The sequence below is a fragment of the Qipengyuania gaetbuli genome (assembly GCF_009827315.1).
Lineage (GTDB): Bacteria > Pseudomonadota > Alphaproteobacteria > Sphingomonadales > Sphingomonadaceae > Qipengyuania > Qipengyuania gaetbuli.
The window spans coordinates 518,584-541,332 of the sequence record NZ_WTYF01000004.1; the positions used below are offsets into that span (position 1 = coordinate 518,584).

The 22,749-nt window shown below is 62.0% G+C and carries 21 protein-coding genes and 1 tRNA gene; 15 read left to right on the plus strand and 7 right to left on the minus strand.

The features are described from left to right. The first annotated feature begins 50 nt into the window (after positions 1-50). Genes GRI42_RS04845 through rsmD form a run of 3 tightly spaced genes read left to right on the plus strand, consistent with a single transcriptional unit; the run spans position 51 to position 2,539 of the window. Complete coding sequence (locus GRI42_RS04845; RefSeq protein WP_160607213.1) at positions 51-1,214, plus strand: aromatic ring-hydroxylating oxygenase subunit alpha; 1,164 nt, start codon at positions 51-53, stop codon at positions 1,212-1,214. A gap of 18 nt (positions 1,215-1,232) precedes the next feature. Next, positions 1,233-1,997: a pseudouridine synthase gene (locus GRI42_RS04850; RefSeq protein WP_160607214.1), complete on the plus strand. Its 765-nt coding sequence runs from the start codon at positions 1,233-1,235 to the stop codon at positions 1,995-1,997. Then, positions 1,994-2,539, plus strand: coding sequence for a 16S rRNA (guanine(966)-N(2))-methyltransferase RsmD (gene rsmD / locus GRI42_RS04855; protein ID WP_160607215.1), 546 nt, complete (start codon positions 1,994-1,996; stop codon positions 2,537-2,539). The genes GRI42_RS04850 and rsmD overlap by 4 nt, the downstream gene beginning before the upstream one ends. Positions 2,540-2,631: 92 nt before the next feature. Here rsmD and GRI42_RS13925 read toward each other — a convergent pair whose 3' ends face one another. Next, positions 2,632-3,231, minus strand: a complete 600-nt coding sequence (locus GRI42_RS13925) for a hypothetical protein (protein WP_234033839.1) — start codon at positions 3,229-3,231, stop codon at positions 2,632-2,634. Between the two features lie 178 nt (positions 3,232-3,409). Here GRI42_RS13925 and GRI42_RS04865 point away from each other — a divergent pair, with 178 nt between their 5' ends. Next, positions 3,410-5,659, plus strand: a complete 2,250-nt coding sequence (locus GRI42_RS04865; RefSeq protein ID WP_234033841.1) for an ATP-dependent helicase — start codon at positions 3,410-3,412, stop codon at positions 5,657-5,659. Here the strand turns inward: GRI42_RS04865 and GRI42_RS04870 are convergent. The 3 genes from GRI42_RS04870 to GRI42_RS04880 all read right to left on the minus strand — a co-directional run bounded on the left by GRI42_RS04870 (position 5,656) and on the right by GRI42_RS04880 (position 8,655). Then, positions 5,656-6,483: a sterol desaturase family protein gene (locus tag GRI42_RS04870; RefSeq protein WP_160607216.1), complete on the minus strand. Its 828-nt coding sequence runs from the start codon at positions 6,481-6,483 to the stop codon at positions 5,656-5,658. The genes GRI42_RS04865 and GRI42_RS04870 overlap by 4 nt on opposite strands. Positions 6,484-6,526: 43 nt before the next feature. Further along, on the minus strand, positions 6,527-7,924 hold the full coding sequence (locus tag GRI42_RS04875) for a DEAD/DEAH box helicase (RefSeq protein WP_160607217.1): 1,398 nt from the start codon (positions 7,922-7,924) through the stop codon (positions 6,527-6,529). 110 nt (positions 7,925-8,034) lie between these two features. After that, complete coding sequence (locus GRI42_RS04880) at positions 8,035-8,655, minus strand: hypothetical protein (protein ID WP_234033843.1); 621 nt, start codon at positions 8,653-8,655, stop codon at positions 8,035-8,037. 123 nt (positions 8,656-8,778) lie between these two features. Here GRI42_RS04880 and GRI42_RS04885 point away from each other — a divergent pair, with 123 nt between their 5' ends. The 3 genes from GRI42_RS04885 to GRI42_RS04895 all read left to right on the plus strand — a co-directional run bounded on the left by GRI42_RS04885 (position 8,779) and on the right by GRI42_RS04895 (position 12,122). Next, positions 8,779-10,230 (plus strand): FAD-binding oxidoreductase, encoded by a 1,452-nt coding sequence (locus GRI42_RS04885; protein WP_234033844.1) that lies wholly within the window; start codon positions 8,779-8,781, stop codon positions 10,228-10,230. A gap of 81 nt (positions 10,231-10,311) precedes the next feature. Further along, entirely contained in the window at positions 10,312-11,085 is a 774-nt protein-coding gene (locus tag GRI42_RS04890) for a SapC family protein (RefSeq protein WP_160607220.1), read from the plus strand. A 56-nt stretch (positions 11,086-11,141) separates the two neighbouring features. Continuing rightward, complete coding sequence (locus GRI42_RS04895) at positions 11,142-12,122, plus strand: M48 family metalloprotease (RefSeq protein WP_160607221.1); 981 nt, start codon at positions 11,142-11,144, stop codon at positions 12,120-12,122. Positions 12,123-12,132: 10 nt separating this feature from the next. On the opposite strand, the gene GRI42_RS04900 is transcribed toward GRI42_RS04895, so the two are convergent. After that, the gene (locus tag GRI42_RS04900; RefSeq protein WP_160607222.1) at positions 12,133-13,056 is read right to left on the minus strand and encodes an N-formylglutamate amidohydrolase; all 924 of its coding nucleotides are present in this window, start codon (positions 13,054-13,056) and stop codon (positions 12,133-12,135) included. A 112-nt stretch (positions 13,057-13,168) separates the two neighbouring features. On the opposite strand from GRI42_RS04900, the gene cpdR reads away from it, so the two are divergent. From cpdR to GRI42_RS04920, 4 genes are all read left to right on the plus strand, one after another. Beyond that, on the plus strand, positions 13,169-13,561 hold the full coding sequence (cpdR, locus tag GRI42_RS04905; RefSeq protein WP_160607223.1) for a cell cycle two-component system response regulator CpdR: 393 nt from the start codon (positions 13,169-13,171) through the stop codon (positions 13,559-13,561). 83 nt (positions 13,562-13,644) lie between these two features. Beyond that, positions 13,645-13,719 (plus strand) — tRNA-Val (locus GRI42_RS04910). Between the two features lie 203 nt (positions 13,720-13,922). After that, a complete protein-coding gene (gene gmd / locus GRI42_RS04915; protein WP_160607224.1) occupies positions 13,923-14,978 on the plus strand; it encodes a GDP-mannose 4,6-dehydratase in 1,056 nt (351 codons plus the stop codon). Continuing rightward, positions 14,971-15,909 carry a GDP-L-fucose synthase family protein gene (locus GRI42_RS04920; protein WP_160607225.1) on the plus strand — a complete coding sequence of 313 codons (939 nt, stop codon included), beginning with the start codon at positions 14,971-14,973 and terminating at the stop codon, positions 15,907-15,909. Before gmd ends, GRI42_RS04920 begins: the two co-directional genes overlap by 8 nt. 3 nt (positions 15,910-15,912) lie before the next feature. Here GRI42_RS04920 and GRI42_RS04925 read toward each other — a convergent pair whose 3' ends face one another. After that, positions 15,913-17,151, minus strand: coding sequence for a lipopolysaccharide biosynthesis protein (locus GRI42_RS04925; protein WP_160607226.1), 1,239 nt, complete (start codon positions 17,149-17,151; stop codon positions 15,913-15,915). A gap of 14 nt (positions 17,152-17,165) precedes the next feature. Between GRI42_RS04925 and GRI42_RS04930 the strand changes: the two genes are divergently transcribed. The 4 genes from GRI42_RS04930 to GRI42_RS04945 all read left to right on the plus strand — a co-directional run bounded on the left by GRI42_RS04930 (position 17,166) and on the right by GRI42_RS04945 (position 21,051). Beyond that, a complete protein-coding gene (locus GRI42_RS04930) occupies positions 17,166-18,305 on the plus strand; it encodes a glycosyltransferase family 4 protein (protein WP_160607227.1) in 1,140 nt (379 codons plus the stop codon). 102 nt (positions 18,306-18,407) lie between these two features. Further along, positions 18,408-19,556 carry a glycosyltransferase gene (locus GRI42_RS04935; protein WP_160607228.1) on the plus strand — a complete coding sequence of 383 codons (1,149 nt, stop codon included), beginning with the start codon at positions 18,408-18,410 and terminating at the stop codon, positions 19,554-19,556. 83 nt (positions 19,557-19,639) lie between these two features. Further along, complete coding sequence (locus tag GRI42_RS04940) at positions 19,640-19,903, plus strand: spike base protein, RCAP_Rcc01079 family (protein WP_160607229.1); 264 nt, start codon at positions 19,640-19,642, stop codon at positions 19,901-19,903. 86 nt (positions 19,904-19,989) lie between these two features. Beyond that, positions 19,990-21,051: a hypothetical protein gene (locus GRI42_RS04945; RefSeq protein ID WP_160607230.1), complete on the plus strand. Its 1,062-nt coding sequence runs from the start codon at positions 19,990-19,992 to the stop codon at positions 21,049-21,051. Positions 21,052-21,302: 251 nt separating this feature from the next. On the opposite strand, the gene GRI42_RS14125 is transcribed toward GRI42_RS04945, so the two are convergent. Beyond that, entirely contained in the window at positions 21,303-22,742 is a 1,440-nt protein-coding gene (locus GRI42_RS14125; protein ID WP_160607231.1) for an O-antigen ligase family protein, read from the minus strand. Positions 22,743-22,749 lie beyond the last annotated feature (7 nt).

Here is a 22,749-nt window from a genome sequence, read left to right on the forward strand (position 1 = left end):
GCGCTATTTTTTGCGACACTAGCGCCCGGAGAGAGAAAGGAACAGAACAGATGGGCGTTCCGACCACAGTGGCGACAGGTCGTCGACCGACCGAGGGAATGCTGGGACTGGCGGAGGATATCGCGAACGATGTGAAACGCGATACGATCGGCCAGACCACGGTTCCGGCGCACGTCTATACCGACCCCGGTTACTGGCAGCGCGAGAAGGCCGCGATTTTCGATCGCTTGCCGCAAATCATCTGCCCCAGCGCGCTCGTTCCCGATGCCGGGATGGCAGTGCCTCACGATGCGACCGGCCGCGCGCTGCTGATCACGCGCGATGCGCAAGGGACCGCCCATGTCTTCCTCAACGTCTGCCGGCACCGCGGGACGCGGCTGGTCGAAGGCAATGAGGTGCAATGCACGAAGAAGCTCGTCTGCCCATATCACGCCTGGACCTACAGCGTGGACGGACGCCTGCTCGCCCTGCCCCGCCCGGACACTTTCCCCGATCTCGACAAGGGCTCGATGGGGCTGGTCGAGCTCCCCTCGCTGGAAACCGGCGGCCTGATCTGGTTCTGCCCCAAGGAAGAAACGGCGGATTTCTCTTATGCTCGCAAGCTGGGCGAGGATTTCGATGCGCTCGGCATGGGGGAGCATGTGCTCTTCCGGCGCAAGACCCACGAGGTGAAGGGCAACTGGAAGCTCATCATGGATGCCTTCCTCGAAAGCTATCACGTCACCCGCCTGCACGCGCAGACCATCGGCCCGTTCTTCAAGGACGGCGTGACATCGGGCGACATGGTCGGACCCCACGCCCGCAGCGCGGTCGGACGGCTGGAGGAGATGGACGGGGTCGACCTAACCGACATGGCCCAGCTTCGCCGGGTGGTGACTTTCGCCTACCAGATGTTGCCGGGCGCGCTCATCATTCCCAGTCCCGACTACATCAATCTCATGGTGATGATGCCGCAGTCGCACGAGCTTACGCTGGTCGAAGACTTCATGCTGATCCCCGAACATCCCAGCACCGACAAGGCGCGCGACCATTGGGAACGCAGCTGGGCACTGCTCGATGGCGGCGTCTTCGCGAGCGAGGATTTCCGTGCCGCCGAACTCGGCCAGCAGGGTCTTGCGACCGGCGTGGTGCCCGAATTGACCCTCGGCACGATGGAAAGCGGCATCCGTCGCTACCACGAGACGGTCGAGGAAGCCTTGCGCGCCGCCAACTGAGCGCCTAACCGCGCGGCTATGTCCGACAACCGACTTCCTGAAGATGGCGACCGCATCGCCAAGCTGCTCGCGCGTGCGGGTGTGGCCAGCCGCCGCGAGGTGGAGCGCATGATAGCCGACGCGCGCGTGGCGCTCGATGGCAAGGTGCTCGACACGCCGGCCGTGAAGCTCGGCTCGCTCCGCGGCGTGACCGTCGACGGCAAGCCGGTCGAACAGGCAGAGGAAACGCGCCTCTTCGCCTTCCACAAGCCTTCCGGCCTGATCACGGCGGAACGCGACCCCAAGGGGCGCCCGACGATTTACGCCGCCCTGCGCAATGCGCTGCCCCGCAATGCCGGGCGCGTGATGCCGGTCGGCCGCCTCGACTTCAACACCGAGGGGCTTCTGCTGCTCACCAATGACGGCGAGCTGAAGCGGGCGATGGAACTGCCGTCTTCGGGCGTTCCGCGCACCTATCGCGCCCGGGCCTTCGGCGACGTCACGCAGGCGATGCTGGACGAGCTGATCGAAGGCGTGGAGATCGACGGCGTGCGCTACGGCCGGATCGAGGCCGATCTCGAACGGGGCTCGGGCAAGAACCGTTGGATCGAAATGACGCTGACCGAAGGCAAGAACCGCGAAGTCCGCCGCGTGCTCGAGCACCTCGGCCTCAAGGTGAACCGCCTATTGCGAATTTCCTATGGCCCGTTCGAACTGGCGGACCTGCCGCGTGGCCAGGCCGTCGAATTCCGACCGGCCGACGTAGAACGTTTCGCTCGCCAGCTCAGCAAGGGCGGCAAATGAGAGTCATCGCCGGCGAATGGCGCGGACGCAAGCTGGTGGCACCCAAGGGTGACCTGACCCGCCCGACTGCGGACCGCACCCGCGAGACGCTGTTTAACATGCTTGCGAGCAGGCTCGGAACCATCGAGGGCCTGTCGGTGCTCGACCTGTTCGCCGGATCGGGCGCGCTCGGTATCGAGGCACTTTCGCGCGGTGCCGCACATTGCCTGTTCGTGGAGCAGGAAGCCGAGGCGGTAAAGGCCATCCGTACGAATATCGAGGCGCTTGGCGCACGCAGCCGTACCACCGTCCAGCAAGGCTCGGTGATGAGCCTGGTCCCTGCAAAGGCGGCGCATGATCTCATCCTTCTCGACCCGCCTTACGACACGGGAGCAGGCCAGGTCGCACTCGACCGGATGCTGCGGCTGGGATGGATCGGTCCGGCAAGCTGGATCGCCCTCGAAACGCACAAGAGCGAGGATATCGAGATCCGCACCCTCGCCATCGAGGCGGAGCGCGTCGTGGGCAAGGCCAAGCTTACCCTCCTCCGTCTGGAAGCCTGAACCACTCAAAAGAAAAGGACGGAACCGCATGTGCGGCCCCGCCCCTTCCAAGCGTCTCCGCCGGTTAACCGGCCGGAGCAATCGTTATGGTGTCAGCTTTCCGGACGGGTGGCCGGGAGCGGCTCGTCGATCTCGCTAGCCGGGCGGCCCGGCCAATATTCGAGCGGGCGGCTTACACCCGGACCGCGCTTGCCGGCTTCCCAGGCGTTGATGCAATTGTCCTGCGCCTTGTCGGCACAGATCGGCAGCTCGCCATCGGCAGCACGATCGCTGGCCGGCGTTGTCTGGATCACTTCGCTGCGCACGAAACGCGGACCAGTGGTCGCAGCCGAAGCAGAAGTCCGCGCGGCGACAGCCGTGTCGCTGGCATTGCTCATCTGCGCGGCAACGGCGGTCCATGCCTGCGCGCGCTGTTCGGGGGTCATCTCGTAGATACGCACCCGCTGGCTATCGTTGAGCACCCACCAGCCGGCGTTCTGCTCGGGCGTAAGCGTCCAGTAGTATTCCTGCACGCCATAGGGCCATGCGTCGTAGGCGACGCGGCGGACTTCGGGCCAGCCATCGTACATGACCTGCTGGGTATCGGTCATGACATAGACATTGCCCTCTGCATCGACTGCGACATCCTGGGCGACCGAAGGCGAAGCGGCGAGCGCAAGCGCGGCGGCTCCGGCGAAAATCAGCTTATTCAAAGCACTTCTCCTATTTTCTCATTGCACAGACTACGCGAAACAGGCCGCGAATGTTCCGGAAGCCGGCTTTGCAGGCTTGTGTTGCCGCTATTCGTTCCCTAGCCGTTCCATGACCATGCCGGATTTGCCTGTCCCTCCCAAAAGCGAAGAAAACCCCGGAATTCCGCCCTATGCGGCCATGTTGAATGCACCGCAGCGCGAAGCCGTGCTGACGACGGAAGGCCCTGTGCTGATGCTGGCCGGTGCCGGGACAGGAAAGACCGCGGCGCTCACCGCAAGATTGGCTCATCTCATCGCAACGCGGCGTGCATGGCCCAGCGAAATCCTCTGCGTCACCTTCACCAACAAGGCTGCGCGCGAAATGCGGGACCGTGTCGGGCGGCATATCGGAGACGCGGTGGAAGGGATGCCGTGGCTCGGCACGTTCCATTCAATCGGTGCCAAGATGCTTCGCCGCCACGCCGAACTGGCGGGACTGGAAAGCAATTACACCATCCTCGACACGGACGACCAGCTGCGCCTCCTCAAGCAACTCGTCCAGGAACAGGAACTGGACGAAAAGCGCTGGCCCGCCCGCCAGCTGGCCGGCCTTATCGACCGGTGGAAGAACCGCGGCCTCAACCCCGGCGATCTCGATGCGGTCGAGAACGAAGCCTATGCCAATGGTCGCGGGGCGCAGTTCTACAAGCTTTATCAGGAACGGCTTAAGTCCCTGAACGCCTGCGATTTCGGCGATTTGCTGCTGCACATGCTCAACATCTTCCGCCAGCACCGCGACGTGCTGGCGCAATACCAGCAGCGGTTCAAATACATCCTCGTGGACGAGTATCAGGACACGAACCAAGTCCAGTACCTGTGGCTCCGCCTGCTCGCGCAGGAACGCAAAAATATTTGCGTTGTCGGAGACGACGACCAGTCGATCTATTCCTGGCGCGGTGCCGAGGTGGCGAACATCCTGCGCTTCGAAAAAGATTTTCCGGGCGCCGCCGTAGTAAAGCTGGAACAGAACTACCGCTCCACCCCGCAAATCCTTGCCGCCGCATCGGGCCTGATCGACGCCAACAGCGAAAGGCTCGGCAAGACGCTCTGGACCGAGCTTCCTGCGGGCGAGAAAGTGCGCGTGGTCGGCGTATGGGATGGCCCCGAAGAAGCGCGGCGTGTCGGCGAAGCGATCGAACGGCTAGAATCCGAAGGCGCACCGCTGGACGAGGTCGCCATCCTTGTGCGCGCCCAGTACCAGACCCGCGAATTCGAAGACCGCTTCATCCAGATCGGCGTCAACTACCGGATCGTCGGCGGTTTCCGCTTCTACGAGCGCGCGGAAATCCGCGACATGCTCGCCTACCTGCGCGTCATCGCCCAGCCAGCAGACGATCTCGCGTTCGAGCGGATCTACAACCAGCCAAAGCGCGGCCTAGGCGCCAAGACACTCGACGCGATGCGACGACATGCGCGGCGGATACAGGCTCCACTGGCGGCAGCGTCGTTGGACCTTGCCGATAGCGACGAGCTGCCGCCGCGTGCCCGCAATACTCTCGTCGGTCTCCTGGGCCAATTCGTACACTGGCGCGAAGAGGCAGAGCGGGTAACGCCGTCCGAACTCTTGCGCCGCGTAGTGACCGAAAGCGGTTACGAGGAAATGCTCCAGAAGGACCCCAACGCCGAAAGTGCCGGCAGGCTCGAAAACCTGACCGAACTCGCCCGCGCAATGGAAGACTACGAGTCGCTGACTGATTTCCTCGAGCACGTCGGGCTGGTGATGGACAATGACCGGGCAGACGATGGCGAGAAAGTCACCATCATGACCATGCACGCGGCCAAGGGGCTGGAATTCGACCATGTATTCCTGCCCGGCTGGGAAGAAGGCGTCTTCCCCAGCCAGCGGGCTATCGACGAAGGTGGGCTCGCCAGTCTCGAGGAGGAACGCCGCCTCGCATATGTCGCGATCACCCGTGCGAAGCGACGCTGCACGATCTATCACGCGGCCAACCGGCGCATTTATGGTCAGTGGACCAGTTCCATCCCGAGCAGGTTCATCGAGGAACTGCCGCAGGAGCATATCGAGAGCGAAACCACGATGAGCGGCGGCGCCTCGCTATGGCGCGCAAACTGGTCGGAGCATGAGGACCCCTTCGCCCACGTATCGTCCAGCCGTCCCGAACGCTCTACGGCGCGGGGGCCCGGATGGCAGCGGGCGATTTCCACGGGATATGACACGACGCCCAAGCGGCTTGCCGAACCCGGGCGAAGCGCGGCCAGTTTCGCCGCCAAGCCGCGTACCGATATCGCGATCGGTGTGCGCGTGTTCCACGACAAGTTCGGCTATGGCCTCGTGACCGACCAGGAAGGCAACAAGCTGACGATCGAGTTCGAGAAAGCAGGCGAAAAGCGCGTACTCGACAGCTTCGTGAAGCCGGTTTCCGATTAGGCGGCGGCTTCGGTTTCCTCTGCTGCCGGGTCCTTGCGGCGCGTCCAGTAGCGCTTTTCGAACGGGCGTAGCAATTCCCCGCCCAAGTTCCGCGTACCTTCCGCAATGCCGGTCTCACAATTGAGATAGGGCGTCGGGTCGCAATAGGATCCGAACATCTTGTCCCAGAGGGTGAGCGTGTTGCCGTAATTGGTGCCCATCAGTTCCTCGTCACGGATGTGATGCAGGCGATGGGCTGCCGGCGACAGCAAGACCCTGCCGAAAATGCCCAGCGTCCACGGCACATCGCAATGCACGAAGAAGCCCCAGAACGCGATGACGAGACCTGCAAGACCGATCGACCATTCCGGGAGACCAAGAAGAAGCAGGAGCGAAATGTCGACGCAAACGCTCAGCAGCTTGCTAAGCGGGTGCTTGCGCTGGACGGACAGCCACGACAGCGCCGTATCAGCATGGTGCGTTGCATGAATGCGCCAGAGCAGCGGCGAATGCTCGAAACGGTGGCGCCAATAGACGACGAAATCATACAGCAGGAACGCGGCAAGGACCGTGAGCGGGGCTGGCAGGGATTCCCAGAAAGGCGCGAATAGTGCGCCCATTCCAAGAGCTTCGCGGATCGCACCGCTCGGCAGGGCGAGAAGCGGTGCAAGCAGGACCAGATTGATCAGCGCGAGGCTGAGATTGGTCGTGAATTCCTTGCGCGTGCGGACCATCGCATCGAGCAGGCCGGTGCGCTTCACAAGGAGAGCGAGGCTGCCGAAGAAGAACCCCGCCAAGAGCAGGAGATTCAGCGTCGATCGCAAGGGTTCGTAAAAGATTTCCATCACGCCATCCCTGCTACAAGATTGTAGTTAGGGAGACGTTAAGTCAACCGGCAGAAACCTCGAGGAAGCCGGGGACCGGGCCATTCCATTCGCCGGGCTTGCCACCGTCGTCTTCCCGCGCATCATCACGACGCGGCTTGCGGGCCTTGGCGGGCTTGCCTTCCGCCTTACGCTCGGGCTTAGGGCGCGCGGGACGTTCCGACCGCTCGGCGCGTTCCGACCGTTCGGCGCGTTCCGACCGTTCCGGACGATCCTCTCGCGCCTTGCGCTCTTCGCGGCCCGGCCGGTCTTCCTCTTTCGAAGGCTCGACCAGTTCGACGCGGACGTCCTTCTTGCCGAAAACGGGAATTTCCTTGCCCGTCAGCTTCTCGACATTGGCAATCGCTTCTCCGTCTTCTTCAGCGACGAAGGTAAAGGCGCGCCCCTTTGCCCCTGCACGGCCCGTGCGACCGATGCGGTGGACATAGTCGTCCGGGTGCCAGGGCGTGTCGAAGTTGAAGACGTGGCTCACGCCCTTGATGTCGAGGCCGCGCGCAGCAACGTCGCTGGCGACGAGGATATTCACCTCGCCCTTCTTGAAGCGGTCCAGTTCCTTCAGGCGGCTGGACTGGTCCATGTCGCCATGGATTTCGCTGCTGGCAAAGCCATGGCTCTGCAGGCTCTTGTTGAGTTCGCGAACCGTGGTCTTGCGATTGGCGAAAATGATCGCGGTTTCGACATGGTCGTGGCGCAAAAGCCAGCGCAGGGTTTCGCGCTTCTGGCGGGACTTCACCGGCACCTTGAAGGCAGTGATGTCCTTGTTGGTGGTTGCAGCACGGCTGACTTCGATGCGCTTCGGGGACTTGAGGAACTTCTTCGCCAGCTTCTCGATCGGCGGCGGCATCGTTGCCGAGAAGAGCATCGTCTGGCGGTTTTCCGGCAGCTTGTCGCAAATGAACTCGATGTCGGGGATGAAGCCCATGTCCAGCATGCGGTCGGCTTCGTCGATGACCAGCAGTTCGCAGCCGTTGAGCAGGATCTTGCCGCGCTCGAACAGGTCCATCAGGCGGCCGGGGGTCGCGATGAGGACATCGACGCCCTCGTTCAGTGCCTTGACCTGGTCACCCATCTGTACGCCCCCGATCAGCAGCGCGAGCTTCAGATCGTGGTTCTTGCCGTATTTCTCGAAATTCTCGGCGACCTGCGCGGCCAGCTCGCGCGTCGGCGCAAGGATCAGCGAACGCGGCATCAGCGCGCGGCGGCGGCCGCTTGCCATGATGTCGATCATTGGCAGCACGAAGCTGGCGGTCTTGCCGGTTCCCGTCTGCGCGATACCGATGATGTCCTTCATCATCAGCACGGGCGGAATGGCCTGCGCCTGGATCGGCGTCGGCTCGGTATAGCCTGCGTCGGCTACCGCAGCGAGCAGGTCGGGTGAAAGGCCGAGATCGGCAAAGTTCATGCGCTTGTGAATGCCCCAGAGATTTGGATAGGCAAAAGGGGCCGCCAAAGGCAGCCTCTCTCGGCGCCGCCCTTCGCCGTTTTAGGTCTCCCAGTCAAGGAAAACCCCGCTCAGTCGCCCGTCTGGATGACCATTTCGCGCAGACGCGAGACCTGACATTTTGCGCCCGACCGGCTCATCAGGCGATCCCGGTCGACGCACAGCATGCCGTCATCCGACGGTTCCATGTAGAAACCCTGGTAGAATTCACGCGGGCTACAGCCCTTTTCCAGCTGGGCGGACAGCGTCCGGCGGTCGCGCAGGAACAGCATCAGCCGGTCGCCGCGCTCGGCAACGCCGCCTATGCGCTTTGCCTCGACGCACTTGGCGAAAGGGCGCTCAACCAGACGTGGACGCGACGCTGGGGTCGTTTCGGCCATCAGGCTCTGGCGCATGGGGGCCGGTGCCGGTGAAATACGCAGGATCACCCTGCCCTCGATACGGACCTGGTTGGCGCCTGCCGGGCGCGGTGCTTCAAGCAGAGGCGACCAGCCCGGTGCAGCGCTCGAAAGTGGCAGCGGACTGATGCTGCGGTCTGCAGTCCGCGATTGCGACCATGCCTGACCGCCGCAAATCGGCGCCTCACCCGTATTCTCCACGACCCGGTCCCCGCCATTCGACAGGGCAAGCGCCAAGGGCGCAATCAGGGTGAAGAGATTGGGCATCGGGGCGTCGATAATCCTCGTGACCACGCGAGCGGAATTTCCGGCGTGTGGTCACGCCCTGCCCCTCGCCAATTGAATATCGGCTTAATTCCATTGCCGCAGAAGGCAAGTGGTGGCTTTTTCCCCGCCGCTTGTGGCATGGGCGCATCGATGAGCGACAGATACGAAGCCTTCGTCGAGGAAGCGGCCGCATTGCTTGGTCCGCGCGGCTTTACCCGGGATCCCGAACTGGTGGGCCCCTGGCTGACCGACTGGCGCGGTCGCTATACCGGTAGAGCGATCGGCCTCGCTTCGCCCGACAGCACGATCCAGGTGTCCGAATTCGTGCAGCTTTGTGTCCGCCACCGGGTGCCGATCGTCCCGCAAGGGGGCAACAGCGGAATGTCGGGCGGCGCTACGCCTGACGAGAGCGGGAATGCAGTCGTCCTCTCGCTTCGCCGGATGAACCGGTTCAGACATTTCGATCCTTCAGAGGGCCAGATTACCTGCGATGCCGGTGTCGTCCTGCAGACCCTCCACGAGGAAGCGGAGAAACACGGACTGCGCTTCCCGCTCACGCTTGGAGGCAAAGGCTCGGCCACCATCGGGGGGCTGATTTCCACCAATGCAGGCGGTACGCAGGTGCTGCGCCACGGCACGATGCGCAACCAGGTGCTTGGTCTCGAGGCAGTCCTTGCGGATGGCACCATCCTCGACACGCTGACCCCACTCAAGAAGGACAATCGCGGCTTCGAGCTCAAGCAGCTGCTGATCGGATCGGAAGGGACGCTAGGCATCGTTACGGGCGCGACCCTCCGGCTCCTCCCTCAAACCGGGGGCAGGATCGTCGCATGGGTCGGCCTGCCTACGTTGCAGCATGCAAGGCAGCTCCTGCTCCATGTCGAGGCAGCGACTGGTGACACGCTGGAAGGCTTCGAGGTTCTGCCGGACCATAGCCTGCGCGCTGTCCTTGATCACCTTCCCGATGCACGTGCGCCGCTGGCTGGCACCCATTCCTGGAACGCGCTGTTCGAACTGGTGGGCAGACCGGGCGAAGAAGCTCAGCTGCGCGAACTCGCCGAAGATGTTCTGGCCGATGCCATGGAACGCGGCCTGATCGACGATGCGACGATCGCGGCAAACGAAACGCAGGCAGAGGCCTTCTGGCTTATCCGCGATTCCATCGCCCCGGCAGAGCGCGCGATCGGGCCTGCCATGCAACACGACATCTCGGTTCCCGTGGCTCGGATGGCCGATTTCGTCGAGCACGCTTCGCCCGCTGTCGAGCAGAAGTTTCCGGGGACAAGGGCTGTCGCCTTCGGACATCTCGGGGACGGCAATGTCCATTTTCATGTCCTTGCACCAGCCAGCGCCGTTCGCGGCGAATGGGAAGCGGTCGAAGGTAAGAAGATCAGTGCCTTCGTTCACGATCTTGTCACGGACTGGGACGGTTCCATCAGCGCAGAGCACGGCATCGGGCAGATGAAGCGCGACGAGCTGGGCAGACTGGGCGACCCGGCCGCGCTGTCGGTCATGCGCGCGGTCAAGCAGGCGCTGGACCCGTCCGGATTGCTCAACCCCGGCAAACTCGTACCGCTTGCGAAAGAAGGCGGGACCGCCTAAGCCCCTCGCCGAGGGCGCATGCAGGCCGTTGCGGCCTGTGTTCCATACCCAAAATCATCAACCTGTTTTCGGAGAATTTCCATGGCGAGCGCGCCGCAGCAGCCTCAACTGCCCCTTTTCTTCAACGATCTCATGCCGCTGAACAGCCGCGATCATGCGAATTACAAGTCGCGCACGCTGGACTCGGCTCCGTGGCTTTCGAAGGCGCACGCCATTCCGCTGACCGTCGATGAATTCGTCCAGGCGCAACGCCACTTCCCGATCGTATTTTCGACCGGCGACAACCCGCTTCCGCTCGCCCTGATGGGCCTGAATGAAGGCGTGAACACCTTCGTCGACGCAGAGGGCAAGGTGAAGGATCCGGTTTACATCCCGGCCTACATCCGTCGCTATCCGTTCATGCTGGCTCGCATCACCAAGGACAACGACCAGCTTTCGCTGTGCTTCGACCCGACCAGCGAAGCTGTCGGCGAATTCGAAGAAGGCCGTCCGCTGTTCGAAAATGGCGAATCGACCGATGCGACCAAGCAGATCCTCGATTTCTGCCAGAACTTCGAAGCGGCTGCCCAGCGCACGCAGGCCTTCCTGCAGCAGATCAAGGACGCTGACCTCCTCATGGACGGCGAAGTGTCGATTCAGGTCGAAAACAACGACCAGCCGTTCGTTTATCGCGGCTTCAAGATGGTCAACCAAGAAAAGCTCCAGGAGCTTCCGGGCGACAAGCTCGAGGAATTCAACAAGAGCGGCCTGATGATGCTCCTGCACGCACACATGTTCTCGCTCGACAACATGCGCGTCATCTTCGCACGCCAGGCCGAGCAGGGCTGGAAGCCTACGCCGCTCGCCAACGCCTGAGCCGGCGACAGGGCAGGAAGTTGCTTCCCGACCTGAAACGGAAAATAGCGTGGCCGGTGACCCTCGTGGTTCTCGGCCACCTTTCGTTCGGGCTTGGTGCCTGTGCGCCTGCAGTATCTGCAGAGCCTGCCTTCGCCCCCTCACCCGCGCAGAGCCCGCTGGAAGTGTTCCAGTCGAAGGAAGATGTGCTGTTCCGCACCGGTTACCGGCTGGCAGCGGCAAATGCCGCTTATTGCGATGCCGTGAAGCCGAGCGTCGGCCTGCTGGTCCATGACGCCAGGGCATACTCGCGCCCCGATGCCGTGCGCGCGACTTTCGGGCTTGCCGGGGACATCGGCGTCCAGTCGGTTGCTGACGGATCGCCTGCTGCTCTTGCAGGGATCGGGCAGAACGACACACTTCTGGCGATCGACGGGAACGACATCGCACAGATCGAGGCCGGCGAGCGCAAGGATTGGGTGCGCGCCAGCGCGATCGCCGATCAGATCGAGAAATCCGCAAAGGACGGGACCGTCACCCTGGAATGGCGCAAACCCGATGGCCGCGTGATCAATTTGCCCCTCGCTTCGCAGACCGTTTGCGCCAGCCGCTTCGAGCTTCTGAGCGGGAAGGACGGAGCCAGTGCAGACGGCGGGCGCGTGCTTGTCGGCGAGAATTTTCCCGGCCTATCCTATTCGGAACCCGAGTTCGCCGCATTGCTGGCGCACGAAATGGCGCACAACCTCCTCGGCCACATTCCTTACCTTACCGAGAGGGGCAATGGCGGCGGAAGAGTGCGCATGACGGAACGCGATGCTGATCGCCTCATGCCCTGGCTACTCGTCAATGCAGGTTACGACCCGGCTGCTGCCGCCGGCTTCATGCGCCGCTGGGGGCCGCGCCATGGCGGGTGGATTTTCCGCAACCGCTCGCACGACGGATGGGACGAACGTGTGGAACTGATCGAGGCCGAGTTGCCCGCAATTGCGGTTGTGACCCGCGATGGCCGCGTCGATTGGCGGACCCACTTCAGGCCGCTGCTCGACAAGAACAAGTAGTTTGGCCGGCCTACTCGGCAGCCTGGCGGAAGCTGTCTCCGGGACTCAGGCCCGCAACCTCTCCCGCAAGCGCATTGACCACCCCTGCGATAATGCGGGCCACGCGAGGCAGCCTGGCGCTCGGCCGATCGAGACGCGCATCGAGGTAGGTCGACCGGCAGACTTCGAGCTGCAAGGCATGAATTCCGCGCCGGGGCGCGCCATGGCGGTCGAGGACATATCCCCCGGAGTAAGGCCGGTTGTGGGTTGCCGCCCTCCCCGCCGACGCGAAATAGTTGAGCGCCCTCGCAGACAGCGCGCCGTCGCAGCTGGTGCCGAACCGGTCCCCGATCACGAATTCGGGCTGGGCACCGCCATGCAGCCTGCGCGGCAGGGGCGGCATCGAATGAAGGTCGACGAGTACGGCCGCGCCCCACCTGTCCCGCAACCTCTCCAGAGTGCGGCCAAGCGCCGCATGGTATGGCCGGTGAACCGTCTCGATCCTGTGATCGAGTTCGCTTCGCTCGAGCGGTTGTTTCCAGATTTCCCCGAGCCCGGGCAGCCTGCGAGGAACAAGGCCGAGCCCGCTGCGTGCACGGCGATTGGCGAGCGAATGCACATTCTTGCGTGGTTTGACTCCCATGATCATCGACCAGTCGACATCGTCGGGAGCGCGGTTGAGATCGATAATCGCGCGAGGCGTGTGTGCGACGAGCAACGCAGCCCCCGTCAGTTCCGCAACCTGGCGCGCAAGTTCGTCGGCAAACCTGTCTTCAAGCCGGATTATGCAGTCGGGATCGCGGAGAGTGTACCGCAATCCGTCCGGGTAAGCACGACCACCATGAGGAGCCGCCAACAGGATCGGCACCGGGAACTCTTCGCCCACCGTCAGGGTAAACGGTTCGACCGGGCGGTTCGAATCGCTTTCTGGCTGCCCCGTGTTGCTCGACGTCATAACGTCAGGAATGGCGCGTTGTCTTAGGCAAGTCAAAACCGGCTGCGTCATTGAGGGACACCGGCTCATGCGGCACAAGATTTGTTAAGCGATTTGGGTTAGGAAGCGCAGCATGAGTGAGCCGAACCACAAGCGAATCCTGCTCGCCGAGGATGACGATGCCATGCGCACCTACCTCGAGCGCGCGCTCGACAATGCCGGGTACATCGTCGACTCTGTCGACCGTGGCACCAAGGCCGTTCCGCTGCTCGAGAAGGGCGATTACGACCTCCTCCTCTCCGACATAGTCATGCCGGAAATGGACGGGATCGAACTCGCCCAGCGCTGCAACGAGATCAGCCCTGCAACGAAGGTCATGTTCATCACCGGCTTCGCAGCCGTTACGCTCAAGGCAAGCGCCGAGCAGCCGCACGCAAAGGTTCTCTCAAAGCCGTTCCACCTTCGCGACCTGGTTTTCGAGGTCGAACGGGTGCTTGGCGGACAGGTCAGCGCACAGCTTTTGTAATTTGCACCGATTTGCCCCTTGCGCGGCCCGAGCGGCCTCGCTAATGGGCGCGCTGCCGTCCAAAACGGCTCGTTCGATAGCGTGGGCGTATAGCTCAGTGGTAGAGCACTATGTTGACATCGTAGGGGTCCCAAGTTCGAACCTTGGTACGCCCACCATCGAACTCCTTCCCGGAAATGACTGACCTCGCCCGATAGGGCCCCTGAGGAACCCGCACGGCGGGAATTCCACCCATTTCGGGGAAATTTCCAACATTCCGCCGCTGCAAGGTTGCCTTGAAGGCAATCGTTTCACATGGCACTCGTATATGTAATCGCGGAAGCCCGAGGAACGGGATCGCGAAAACCGAAAGGGTCCCAGCTTGGCGAAACGCGCTCTGATAACCGGTGTTACCGGTCAGGATGGCGCTTATCTCGCCCGCCTCCTGTTGGCCACGGGCTACGAGGTGCACGGCGTCAAGCGGCGCTCGTCCTCCTTCAACACCGGGCGCATCGAGGATATCTACCAGGACCCGCATGCGCCCGATCCCAAGCTGATCCTGCATTACGGCGATATGACCGATGCGACGAACCTCATCCGCATCATGCAGGAAGTCCAGCCGGACGAAATCTACAACCTCGCGGCGCAAAGCCACGTCCTGGTCAGCTTCGAAACGCCGGAATATTCCTCGAACGCGGATGCGATGGGAACGCTGCGCATGCTTGAGGCTATCCGCATCCTAGGGCTCGAGAAGAAAAGCCGGTTCTTCCAGGCGTCGACCAGCGAACTCTACGGCCTGGCCTCGGAAAAGCCGCAAGACGAAAGCACACCGTTCCGTCCGCGCAGCCCCTATGCCGTTGCGAAACTTTATGCCTACTGGATCACGGTCAATTACCGCGAAGCCTATGGCATTCACGCATCGAACGGCATTGCTTTCAATCACGAAAGCCCGCTGCGCGGGGAAACCTTCGTCACGCGCAAGATCACGCGCGCAGCAGCGGCCATCGCGCTTGGCAAGCAGGACAAGCTGTTTCTCGGCAATCTCAATGCCCGGCGCGACTGGGGCCATGCTCGCGAATATGTAGAGGGAATGTGGCGCATCCTGCAGCAGGATAAGCCGGATGATTATGTCCTGGCGACGGGCGTAACGACGCAAGTGCGCGATTTCGTCCGCTGGGCCTTCGAGGATGCAGGCATTCCGATCGAATTCGTCGGCACGGGTCTCGCTGAGAAAGGGATCGCACAATTCGACGGGAGGGTGCTGGTCGAAATCGATCCGCGATATTTCCGCCCGACAGAGGTCGATGTGCTGATCGGCGATGCCAGCAAGGCCGAACGCGTTCTGGACTGGAAAGCGAAGACTACGGCCCGCGAGCTCGCTCGCGAGATGGTCGAGGCGGACCTGGGTGCGCTGCGGGCCGCAATGGCTAATGAATAGCCTGCCCTATCCACTGGAAGGCAAGCGGGTTTACGTCTCAGGCCATCTCGGGATGGTGGGTTCTGCGATCGTCCGTCGGCTCGAAGGCGAAAATTGCGAAGTCGTTGTCGCTGACCGTTCGGTAGACTTGCGTGAACAGGCACAGGTGCGGGACTTCTTCTACGAATCCAGGCCTGAGGTCGTGATCGTCGCTGCCGGCAAGGTCGGAGGTATCCTGGCAAACTCCGCATATCCCGCCCAGTTTCTCTACGACAACCTGATGATCGCGGCCAACACGGTCCAGGCTGCGCGCGAGGCTGCAACCGAAAAGCTGCTCTATCTCGGATCGTCATGCATCTACCCGAGGGAAGCGGAGCAGCCGATTTCGGAAGAGAGTTTGCTTTCAGGGCCGCTCGAACCGACCAACCAATGGTATGCGCTGGCAAAGATCGCCGGGGTTAAACTGTGCCAGGGCTATCGCCGCGAATACGGCTGCGATTTCATCAATGCGATGCCCACCAACCTTTACGGCCCCGGCGACAATTACGATCCGCAGACGAGCCATGTTCTGCCCGCCCTGATAGGGAAGGCCCACAAGGCCAAGACTTCGGAAGCAGATTTCCTCGAAGTTCTGGGGTCAGGCAAACCGAAACGCGAATTCCTGCACGTAGACGATTTGGCCGATGCCTGCGTCTACCTGCTCAGGCATTATTCCGGGGCGGAGCCGGTCAATATCGGGTCGGGACACGAACTTTCGATTGCTGAACTGGCAAATCTCGTCTGCACCATCGTGGGCTTCCGCGGGCAATTGCGCTTCGATCCGACCATGCCGGATGGCACGCCTCGAAAGCGGCTCGACACGTCGCGGCTGGACGAACTCGGCTGGACGGCGTCCATTCCTCTCGATCGCGGGATTGCCGACACATACGCCGGCGTGAAAAGCGAACTGTGACGTCTACCTGTTGCCACCGATGGCAGTCTGGTAGACTGCCCTGACAGCTTTTAGTTTCAACAGATTGAACACCCCCGCCACTGCCAACAAGGCAAGCGCTGCGCCATGAATTCCGCCCCACATCGAGGCAGGGATCAATGCAGCCATGAGGGCCACTGCAAATCCCACATTCAGCAGCGAATAGGCATTGGCTGCACCTGCACTATTGAGGACGGTCGAAAGGAAGTCGCCGACGAACCGTACGATAGTAGCAACGATAATCGTCGCGCCGAATACCGGCGCCCAAGGGAAATTTGCCTGGGGGAAGTATGAATGGACCAGGAAGATAAAAGCATAGATACCAGCGCCAAGGACGGCCCCCGAGAGCATCACGATTACTGCCAGCTGCCGGATCTGGTTCTTCCAGCCAACGACGTCTTCCCGATGAAGCTGGATAAGTTTCGGTAATGACGGAGTGATGATCGCCGCTTGGACAAGGGTTTGGGCAACATTGGCGAAGCTCCAGAAGAACACGAATATCCCCAACTGGCGCTCGTCCACTGTGCCCGAGAGGATGAACCGGTCTCCGAAGGCGATCAGGACCAGTGCGAGGTCACTCGGCCAGATGCGCAGGCCGTCCTTGATGGTCGCGCGCGACCAGCCATCTCCCTTGGAGCCGGAGCTTTGCAGACGGCTGCCAAGTACTGCCCAGACGATTACGATGTTAGCGACCTGCCCGGCAATCCAGCAGGCGAGAATGGTTTGCAGGTTGGCATATTCGGGCGAGAATCCGGCAAGACCGACAGCGACCGGAATCCAGAACGCGCTCCGCATCGCGAGACTGAAGTTTGCCAGCACATTGAAGCGCAGCGCGGTCAGCGCGATGTAAATGTCCATTCCCAGCGCCTCGCCCCACAGGATCGCGGCGATCAACAGGACGAGGACAAGAGGCATCCCTGCCTCTGAAATCGCAAACGGCAGCCCTGCGATGCTTGCCAAAAGCAGGACGGCCAGAGTGAAGCCGATACGGCTGCGGATGATCGCAACCTGCCGTTCTTCCTCGGAACCCACGATCGCGCGGGCCATGTGGAAGTTCAGTCCGAAGCCGAACAGCGCAGGTGCCAGTGCCCCGAGCCCGAGCACGAGCCCGAACTGTCCCATCGCTTCAAGACCGAGATTGGCCGTGATGAAGATCGTCAGCGCGAAGCGCAGTGCGATCGCCGTCAGGCGAATGCTCGCAATACTTCCGCCCACTCGCCACATTACAACCGCGTTCCTTGATCGAAGCCCCCTGTCCGCCTAGAGGTCCGCCACGATTTCGCAAGCATTCACCAAGAGTTTTCCAAGTGATCTATCTCAATGCCCGTTTCACCGGGCAAGGCATGACCGGTGTGCAGCGCGTCGCCTACGAACTGGGGCGCAGAGTACTGGAACGCCGACCGGCCATGCGCGCTCTCGCTCCGGTCGAGCCGCTTTCCGATTATGCCTTGCCCGTCGAAGTGATCCCCTCGCCGCTTCCCGCAGCGGGCGGGCATTTCTGGGAACAGCTCATCTTGCGCGGACAGGTCGGCACTGACGATCTGCTGCTCAATCTCTGCAGCACCGCGCCTGTCGGGGTGAAGCGCCAGATCGTCATGATGCACGACGTCAATTACCAGCTCGGGCCCAAAGGGTATTCGCGCAAATTTCGCTATTGGTACACCGCGCTGCAAGGGCAATTGGTCAAGCGCGCCACTATCTGCACCGTATCGCACTGGTCCGCCAAGGAGATCGCCAAGGCCTTCGATATCCCGGTCGACAGCATCACGGTTATTCCGAACGCTGCCGGTCACCTCGACGATGTAGAGGCCGATCCTGGGACCTGCGCGCGATACGGCATCGATGGGCGTCCCTATGTCTTGTGTGTAGGGAGCGCCAATCCCAACAAGAATTTCGGCACCGCCCTGGCAGCCTACGCCGGCCTGGAAAACCCGCCCTTCGACCTCGTCATCGTCGGCGGCAGCAATCCGAAGATATTTCAGGCCGAAATGTCGATGGTGAGCAATCCCAATGTGCATCGCCTCCCGCGGATAAGCGATGCCGAACTCAAGGCGGTCTTCCTGGGAGCGAGCGCCTTCGTGATGCCGTCACTTCTCGAAGGTTTCGGCATTCCGGCAATCGAAGCCATGCATCTCGGCGTGCCCGTCATCGCAGCGCGAGCGTCTGCCCTCCCCGAAGTTTGCGCAGATGCAGCGCTCTACTTTGATCCGCAGGATGCGTCCGAACTCGCGCAGGCGATGAACGCGCTCACTTCCGACGCGAACCTGCACGCGGACCTGGTGGAGCGCGGATATCGCAACGTGGCTAGATACGACTGGGATAGTTCCGCAGATCAACTGGACCAATTGATCGAGCGTACCTACGGCAATTCACAATAACTGCAGGTAGGCTCGCATCGTACGTTCAGCCTGCCGTCTTATTTAATTGGCTCGACCTGACGAGCACTGCCGTGCCCGGCATGAAGATCTGGAGTAAATGAATTGTCCCCCGACTACGATGGCAAGGTAGCGATCGTCCATGACTGGTTCCCGGTCATATCTGGCGCCGAGCGCGTCGTGGAGCAATTCAACCTGCTTTACCCGCAGGCGGACATCTTCAGCCTGTTCGATTTCCTCACCGACGCCCAACGGACCGAGATTCTCGGCGACAAAACTATCCATGCGAGCAGCCTCAACCGGCTGCCTGGGGTCAGCAAATATTACCGCAGCCTCATCCTGCCTTGCACTCAGGCGATCGAGCGGTTCGACCTGTCCTCCTACGATCTCGTGGTTTCGTCCAGTGCGGCACTGGCGAAGGGAGTCATAACCGGCCCGAACCAGCTTCACGTGGCCTATGTCCACAGCCCGGCCCGCTATGCCTGGGACCTAACCCACGAGTATATCGACAACATCTCGGGCACCTTCGGCGGCGTGAAGCGCGCGATCGCGCATTCGATGATGCACCGGTTCCGCAAATGGGATGCGCGCACGCCCAATCTCGTCGACCAGTTCGTTGCCAACTCCGATTTCATTCGCCGCCGGATCTGGAAAATCTACCGGCGCGAAGCCGAAGTCGTTTATCCGCCCGTCAATGTCGCGGACTTCGTGCCTAGCGAAGAGCCGAAGGAAGACTTCTTCCTCTTTGCCTCGCGCCTCGTCCCCTACAAGCGCGCCCCGATGGTGGTCGAAGCCTTCAATCGCCGCCCCGATCTGAAACTCGTCGTGGTTGGCGGCGGCCCCGAGCTCGACCGCGTGCGCGCCTTGGCCGGACCCAATGTCGAAGTCCGCGGGCACGTCTCTTTCGCCGAGCTGCAGCGGCTGATGCAGAAAGCGCGCGCGTTTGTCTTCGCCGCCCTGGAAGATTTCGGCATCGCGCCGGTCGAGGCACAGGCCTGCGGGACACCGGTGATCGCGCTTGGCAAGGGTGGCACAGCCGAGACTGTCGTTCCGCTGGGTTCGCCCGGCGCCAGCGGCGTGCTGTACGAGGACCAGACGCTGGAATCGCTGCTGGCTGCCATCGACACCTTCGTGGCGGATGGCTCTTCGATATCGGCAGAGGATTGCCGCGCGAATGCGGAACGCTTCTCGATCGAGGCATTCCGGCAGAACTTCAAGAACACCGTATCGCGCGCCTTTGCCGATCACGGCTAGGCCTAGGCGCTTCTCATTATTTCGTTTTCCTACAGCCACTTCGTCTGATTATTGGCTCAGCTCCCTGCAAAAGGAGCAGCCAAATGGACAGATTCGAAGACTTTCGCGACAGCGTCGGGCACCCGTCGCGCTCGCCTTTCCCTATCGCGCCCAGCGACGACGACGCATTGCCGGTCGTTCCGAAGGGCATCTATGTCGGGACCGGCGGGGATGTCACCCTTAGGGGGCTCGATGGTGACCAGGATGTCACCTACCGGAACCTCCCCGACGCGAGCTATATTGCAGTCAGGGCAACCTTCGTCCGCGCGACCGGGACCACCGCAACCGATCTGATTGCGGAGGCCTGACCATCAGGACAAGTGGAGCAATTGGCGGGGCCAATCCCGCCTCACTCTCGCGGCTGGGCACCCCTACCGGCCTGCATTCCGAACCCATGCGCCTGCCTGGGGAATGGCTGGCCGGATGGCAGGTCGCGCAATGGCAACCCGCTGGTTCGATCGCTTTCGGCAGCGCGCATAATGTCGCCGCGATCGACGAAACCGCTGCGGAGATATTCGACCGCTTCAGCGATGCGCGCGCTTCGCCGGGCACTGTACTGCACGTCTCTCCCAGCGGGAACGACAGCTCGGGAACGGGACAGAAGGCTGCGCCCTTCCGATCGATCAACAAGGCAATCCGGACTACCAACGAGGCCGGATTGCCGGCAAAGATCATGATCGAGGCCGGTGCCTATTCGCGCGGGGCATGCCCGGGCTTCGCCAGCACCTCGCCCACTGTCGATATCGCCTTTATCGCGCACGGCGGACGGGTCGTCACAGGCAGCTGGGACGAGACGGGCAACGCTCCTGTCGATGCGCAATACGCAAACACGCACGTGGTCTCGACAAGCAGCGTCGATCGCGTGCTGGACCGGTCGCGCCTAGACCGGGACGGCTTTCACCCGGAATACATCCGCGTCGCGAGTGCAGCGATCTGCAATCGCATTCCCGGAAGCTGGGCCTATCAGGACGGCAAGGCCGATATCTATCGTCACGACGGCGCGCCGGTCACGACCGCCAATACATATTTCCTTCGACCGAGCACGGCGGTCTGGTCCTTCGCATCACCGGTCAGCATCTATCTCGGGGGAAATGACGCCCTATCCGGGTTCGATGCCATCCGCGGGAATACGGGCGCTGCCCTCGCCTACGAGATAAGCGGATTGCCAGCGGGAATGAAGGCGCTGGTCGTCGAGGGCTGCACGTTCCGCTACAATGGTGGTGCATGGTCGGTTCCCTCCGGCGGCGGCGGGGTTCGCGTGAAGAACCCTTTATGGGCTGGCGCTGTTTTCGGATTGCGACACCAGCAACAACACGCGCGATGGCTTCTCGGCCGGAAACGCCCTCGCCGGTGCGGCGACCCACATGGTCACAGTAAACTGCCGGGCAATCCGCAACGGAGACCGCGTCTCGGGCTACAACACCTCGCAGTCCGACAATGCCTACACGCTGCATGACGACAGCATCGGTCTCGATCTCGCAGGGCAATTCCGCGAGACGAGCGGCGGCGGCGTGAGGAACGTCGGGACCTCAATGGGCCTCATGATCGGGACGCATATTTCGGACGATCGCGGCGATAGGATGGTTGGCGGCATCGTCGACCCGGGAGCGGTCGTTGCAGATGAGCAATCCCGGATATGGCTCGACCGGGTGTCTCTCGCAATGCCGCCCGCGTCAGCCCCCGTCAGGGTCGCCAGCGGAGCAAAGGTCAGGTGTTACCGGACAGCGGCTTTCCGAAGCCCGCCCCAGGTGCAGGGATCGCTCGAGGTTTACCAAGCGTGACCGCAGAGGGCGTGGCTGCATAGCCATAGCTTGGCGCCGCACGCGGCCGCGCCCCTTTCCTCTCGATGACGGTGCTCATCGCCAATCCGACGCCGGCAAGCATCCACAGGACCGGCATGGTCGATCCCCCGAGCGAGTCGCTTGAGGAATTGCTGATGATGAACAGGACGATTGCGACCAGCACGAGCCCGGCCGATCTGAAGAGCTGCCTGTTATAGGCACTCGCGTGAATTCCATACGCGAGCTTCTTGGAAACACGAATTACCGAGTAGATCACGAGCAGGAAGAAAGCCACGATCAGTAGCAGGCCGACGATCCCGGTTTCCAGCAGGTAGTTGATGAAGACATTGTGCGCGTGCGTGTAGTTGATGCACGCATTGGCATTCCCGCCCCCGATCCCGAAAACCGGTTTTTCCAGCATGCAATTGATGGAGTCCTGCCACATCCCGCCGCGCGATTGCGTACTGTCGGCGCGGTCCGGATTGGTGATGAACTCTTCAAGCTTGCGGTAGAAGTAGTTGTTGTAGGTCTTCAGGCCGAAGACGATTGCAGCGAGCCCTGTGACGGCCGCAATGAGCCCCGCAATAGCGCCGCCAAGCGCCTCGACCGCCCGGCCTTCACGCGCCGGCAGCCAGAAGAACATCACCGGGAGGATGAGAATTGCAAGGGCGATGTTCGTTTTCGATCCTGCCGTCACCAGCACGAATACCAGCGCCGCCATCACGAAGAGCCACAGTTTGCGGTTCAAAAGTCCGGGCAATTGCGCGAGGACAAGAGCAACGAGAGCAACCATCGCCAGCTGGTTCGGGTGCTCGAGAAAGCCGTTGCTTCGATAGGACCAAAGATCCCAGAAAACCAACTCGCCCAGCGGACGGTAGAAATAACCGATCACGAGTGCGGGCACAGTCGCGACCCCGCCGTAGAGAAATGCCCGAACGACCTTCCGCAGACGCTCTGCGTCCAGCGTGACGAACTGCACGAACGAGACTAGGTAAAGAACTCCGAAAACCCAGCGGCTGAGGAACCTGATGGTGAGAACCGGGTCCGGCGCGACGACCATGGATGCCATGCCAACGAGGATCATCGCCGTGCTGACCCACAGGATCGGGTGCAGCGCTTGGCGGGTCACATGCGGGATGGCGTCGCCGAAGACCATCCACTGGAACACGCAGGCGCCAAAGGCGATGACGATGAATATCTGGGTCGCAGAAACCGTGAAGGATTCCGGTCCGATCCCCCAGGCGAACCAGAAGGAAAAGGTCGCCAAGGCGATGCTGATGAAGCCCACCTTGCTGGAGACCGAAGCATCCACCTGATCGATCAGCGGCAGAGTATTCGACGTGCTATGGTACGGTGCTTGATTCACTTCGCCA

What these genes read in the sequence shown, in the direction of transcription:
- GRI42_RS04890 (WP_160607220.1), top strand. Translation starts at nt 10,312, where the DNA reads ATGGCGAGCGCGCCGCAGCAGCCTCAACTGCCCCTTTTCTTCAACGAT.
- GRI42_RS04900 (WP_160607222.1), bottom strand. Translation starts at nt 13,056, where the DNA reads ATGACGTCGAGCAACACGGGGCAGCCAGAAAGCGATTCGAACCGCCCG.
- GRI42_RS04920 (WP_160607225.1), top strand. Translation starts at nt 14,971, where the DNA reads ATGAATAGCCTGCCCTATCCACTGGAAGGCAAGCGGGTTTACGTCTCA.
- GRI42_RS04875 (WP_160607217.1), bottom strand. Translation starts at nt 7,924, where the DNA reads ATGAACTTTGCCGATCTCGGCCTTTCACCCGACCTGCTCGCTGCGGTA.
- GRI42_RS04925 (WP_160607226.1), bottom strand. Translation starts at nt 17,151, where the DNA reads ATGTGGCGAGTGGGCGGAAGTATTGCGAGCATTCGCCTGACGGCGATC.
- GRI42_RS04945 (WP_160607230.1), top strand. Translation starts at nt 19,990, where the DNA reads ATGCGCCTGCCTGGGGAATGGCTGGCCGGATGGCAGGTCGCGCAATGG.
- GRI42_RS04845 (WP_160607213.1), top strand. Translation starts at nt 51, where the DNA reads ATGGGCGTTCCGACCACAGTGGCGACAGGTCGTCGACCGACCGAGGGA.
- GRI42_RS04870 (WP_160607216.1), bottom strand. Translation starts at nt 6,483, where the DNA reads ATGGAAATCTTTTACGAACCCTTGCGATCGACGCTGAATCTCCTGCTC.
- GRI42_RS04940 (WP_160607229.1), top strand. Translation starts at nt 19,640, where the DNA reads ATGGACAGATTCGAAGACTTTCGCGACAGCGTCGGGCACCCGTCGCGC.
- GRI42_RS04850 (WP_160607214.1), top strand. Translation starts at nt 1,233, where the DNA reads ATGTCCGACAACCGACTTCCTGAAGATGGCGACCGCATCGCCAAGCTG.
- GRI42_RS04885 (WP_234033844.1), top strand. Translation starts at nt 8,779, where the DNA reads ATGAGCGACAGATACGAAGCCTTCGTCGAGGAAGCGGCCGCATTGCTT.
- GRI42_RS04865 (WP_234033841.1), top strand. Translation starts at nt 3,410, where the DNA reads ATGTTGAATGCACCGCAGCGCGAAGCCGTGCTGACGACGGAAGGCCCT.
- rsmD (WP_160607215.1), top strand. Translation starts at nt 1,994, where the DNA reads ATGAGAGTCATCGCCGGCGAATGGCGCGGACGCAAGCTGGTGGCACCC.
- cpdR (WP_160607223.1), top strand. Translation starts at nt 13,169, where the DNA reads ATGAGTGAGCCGAACCACAAGCGAATCCTGCTCGCCGAGGATGACGAT.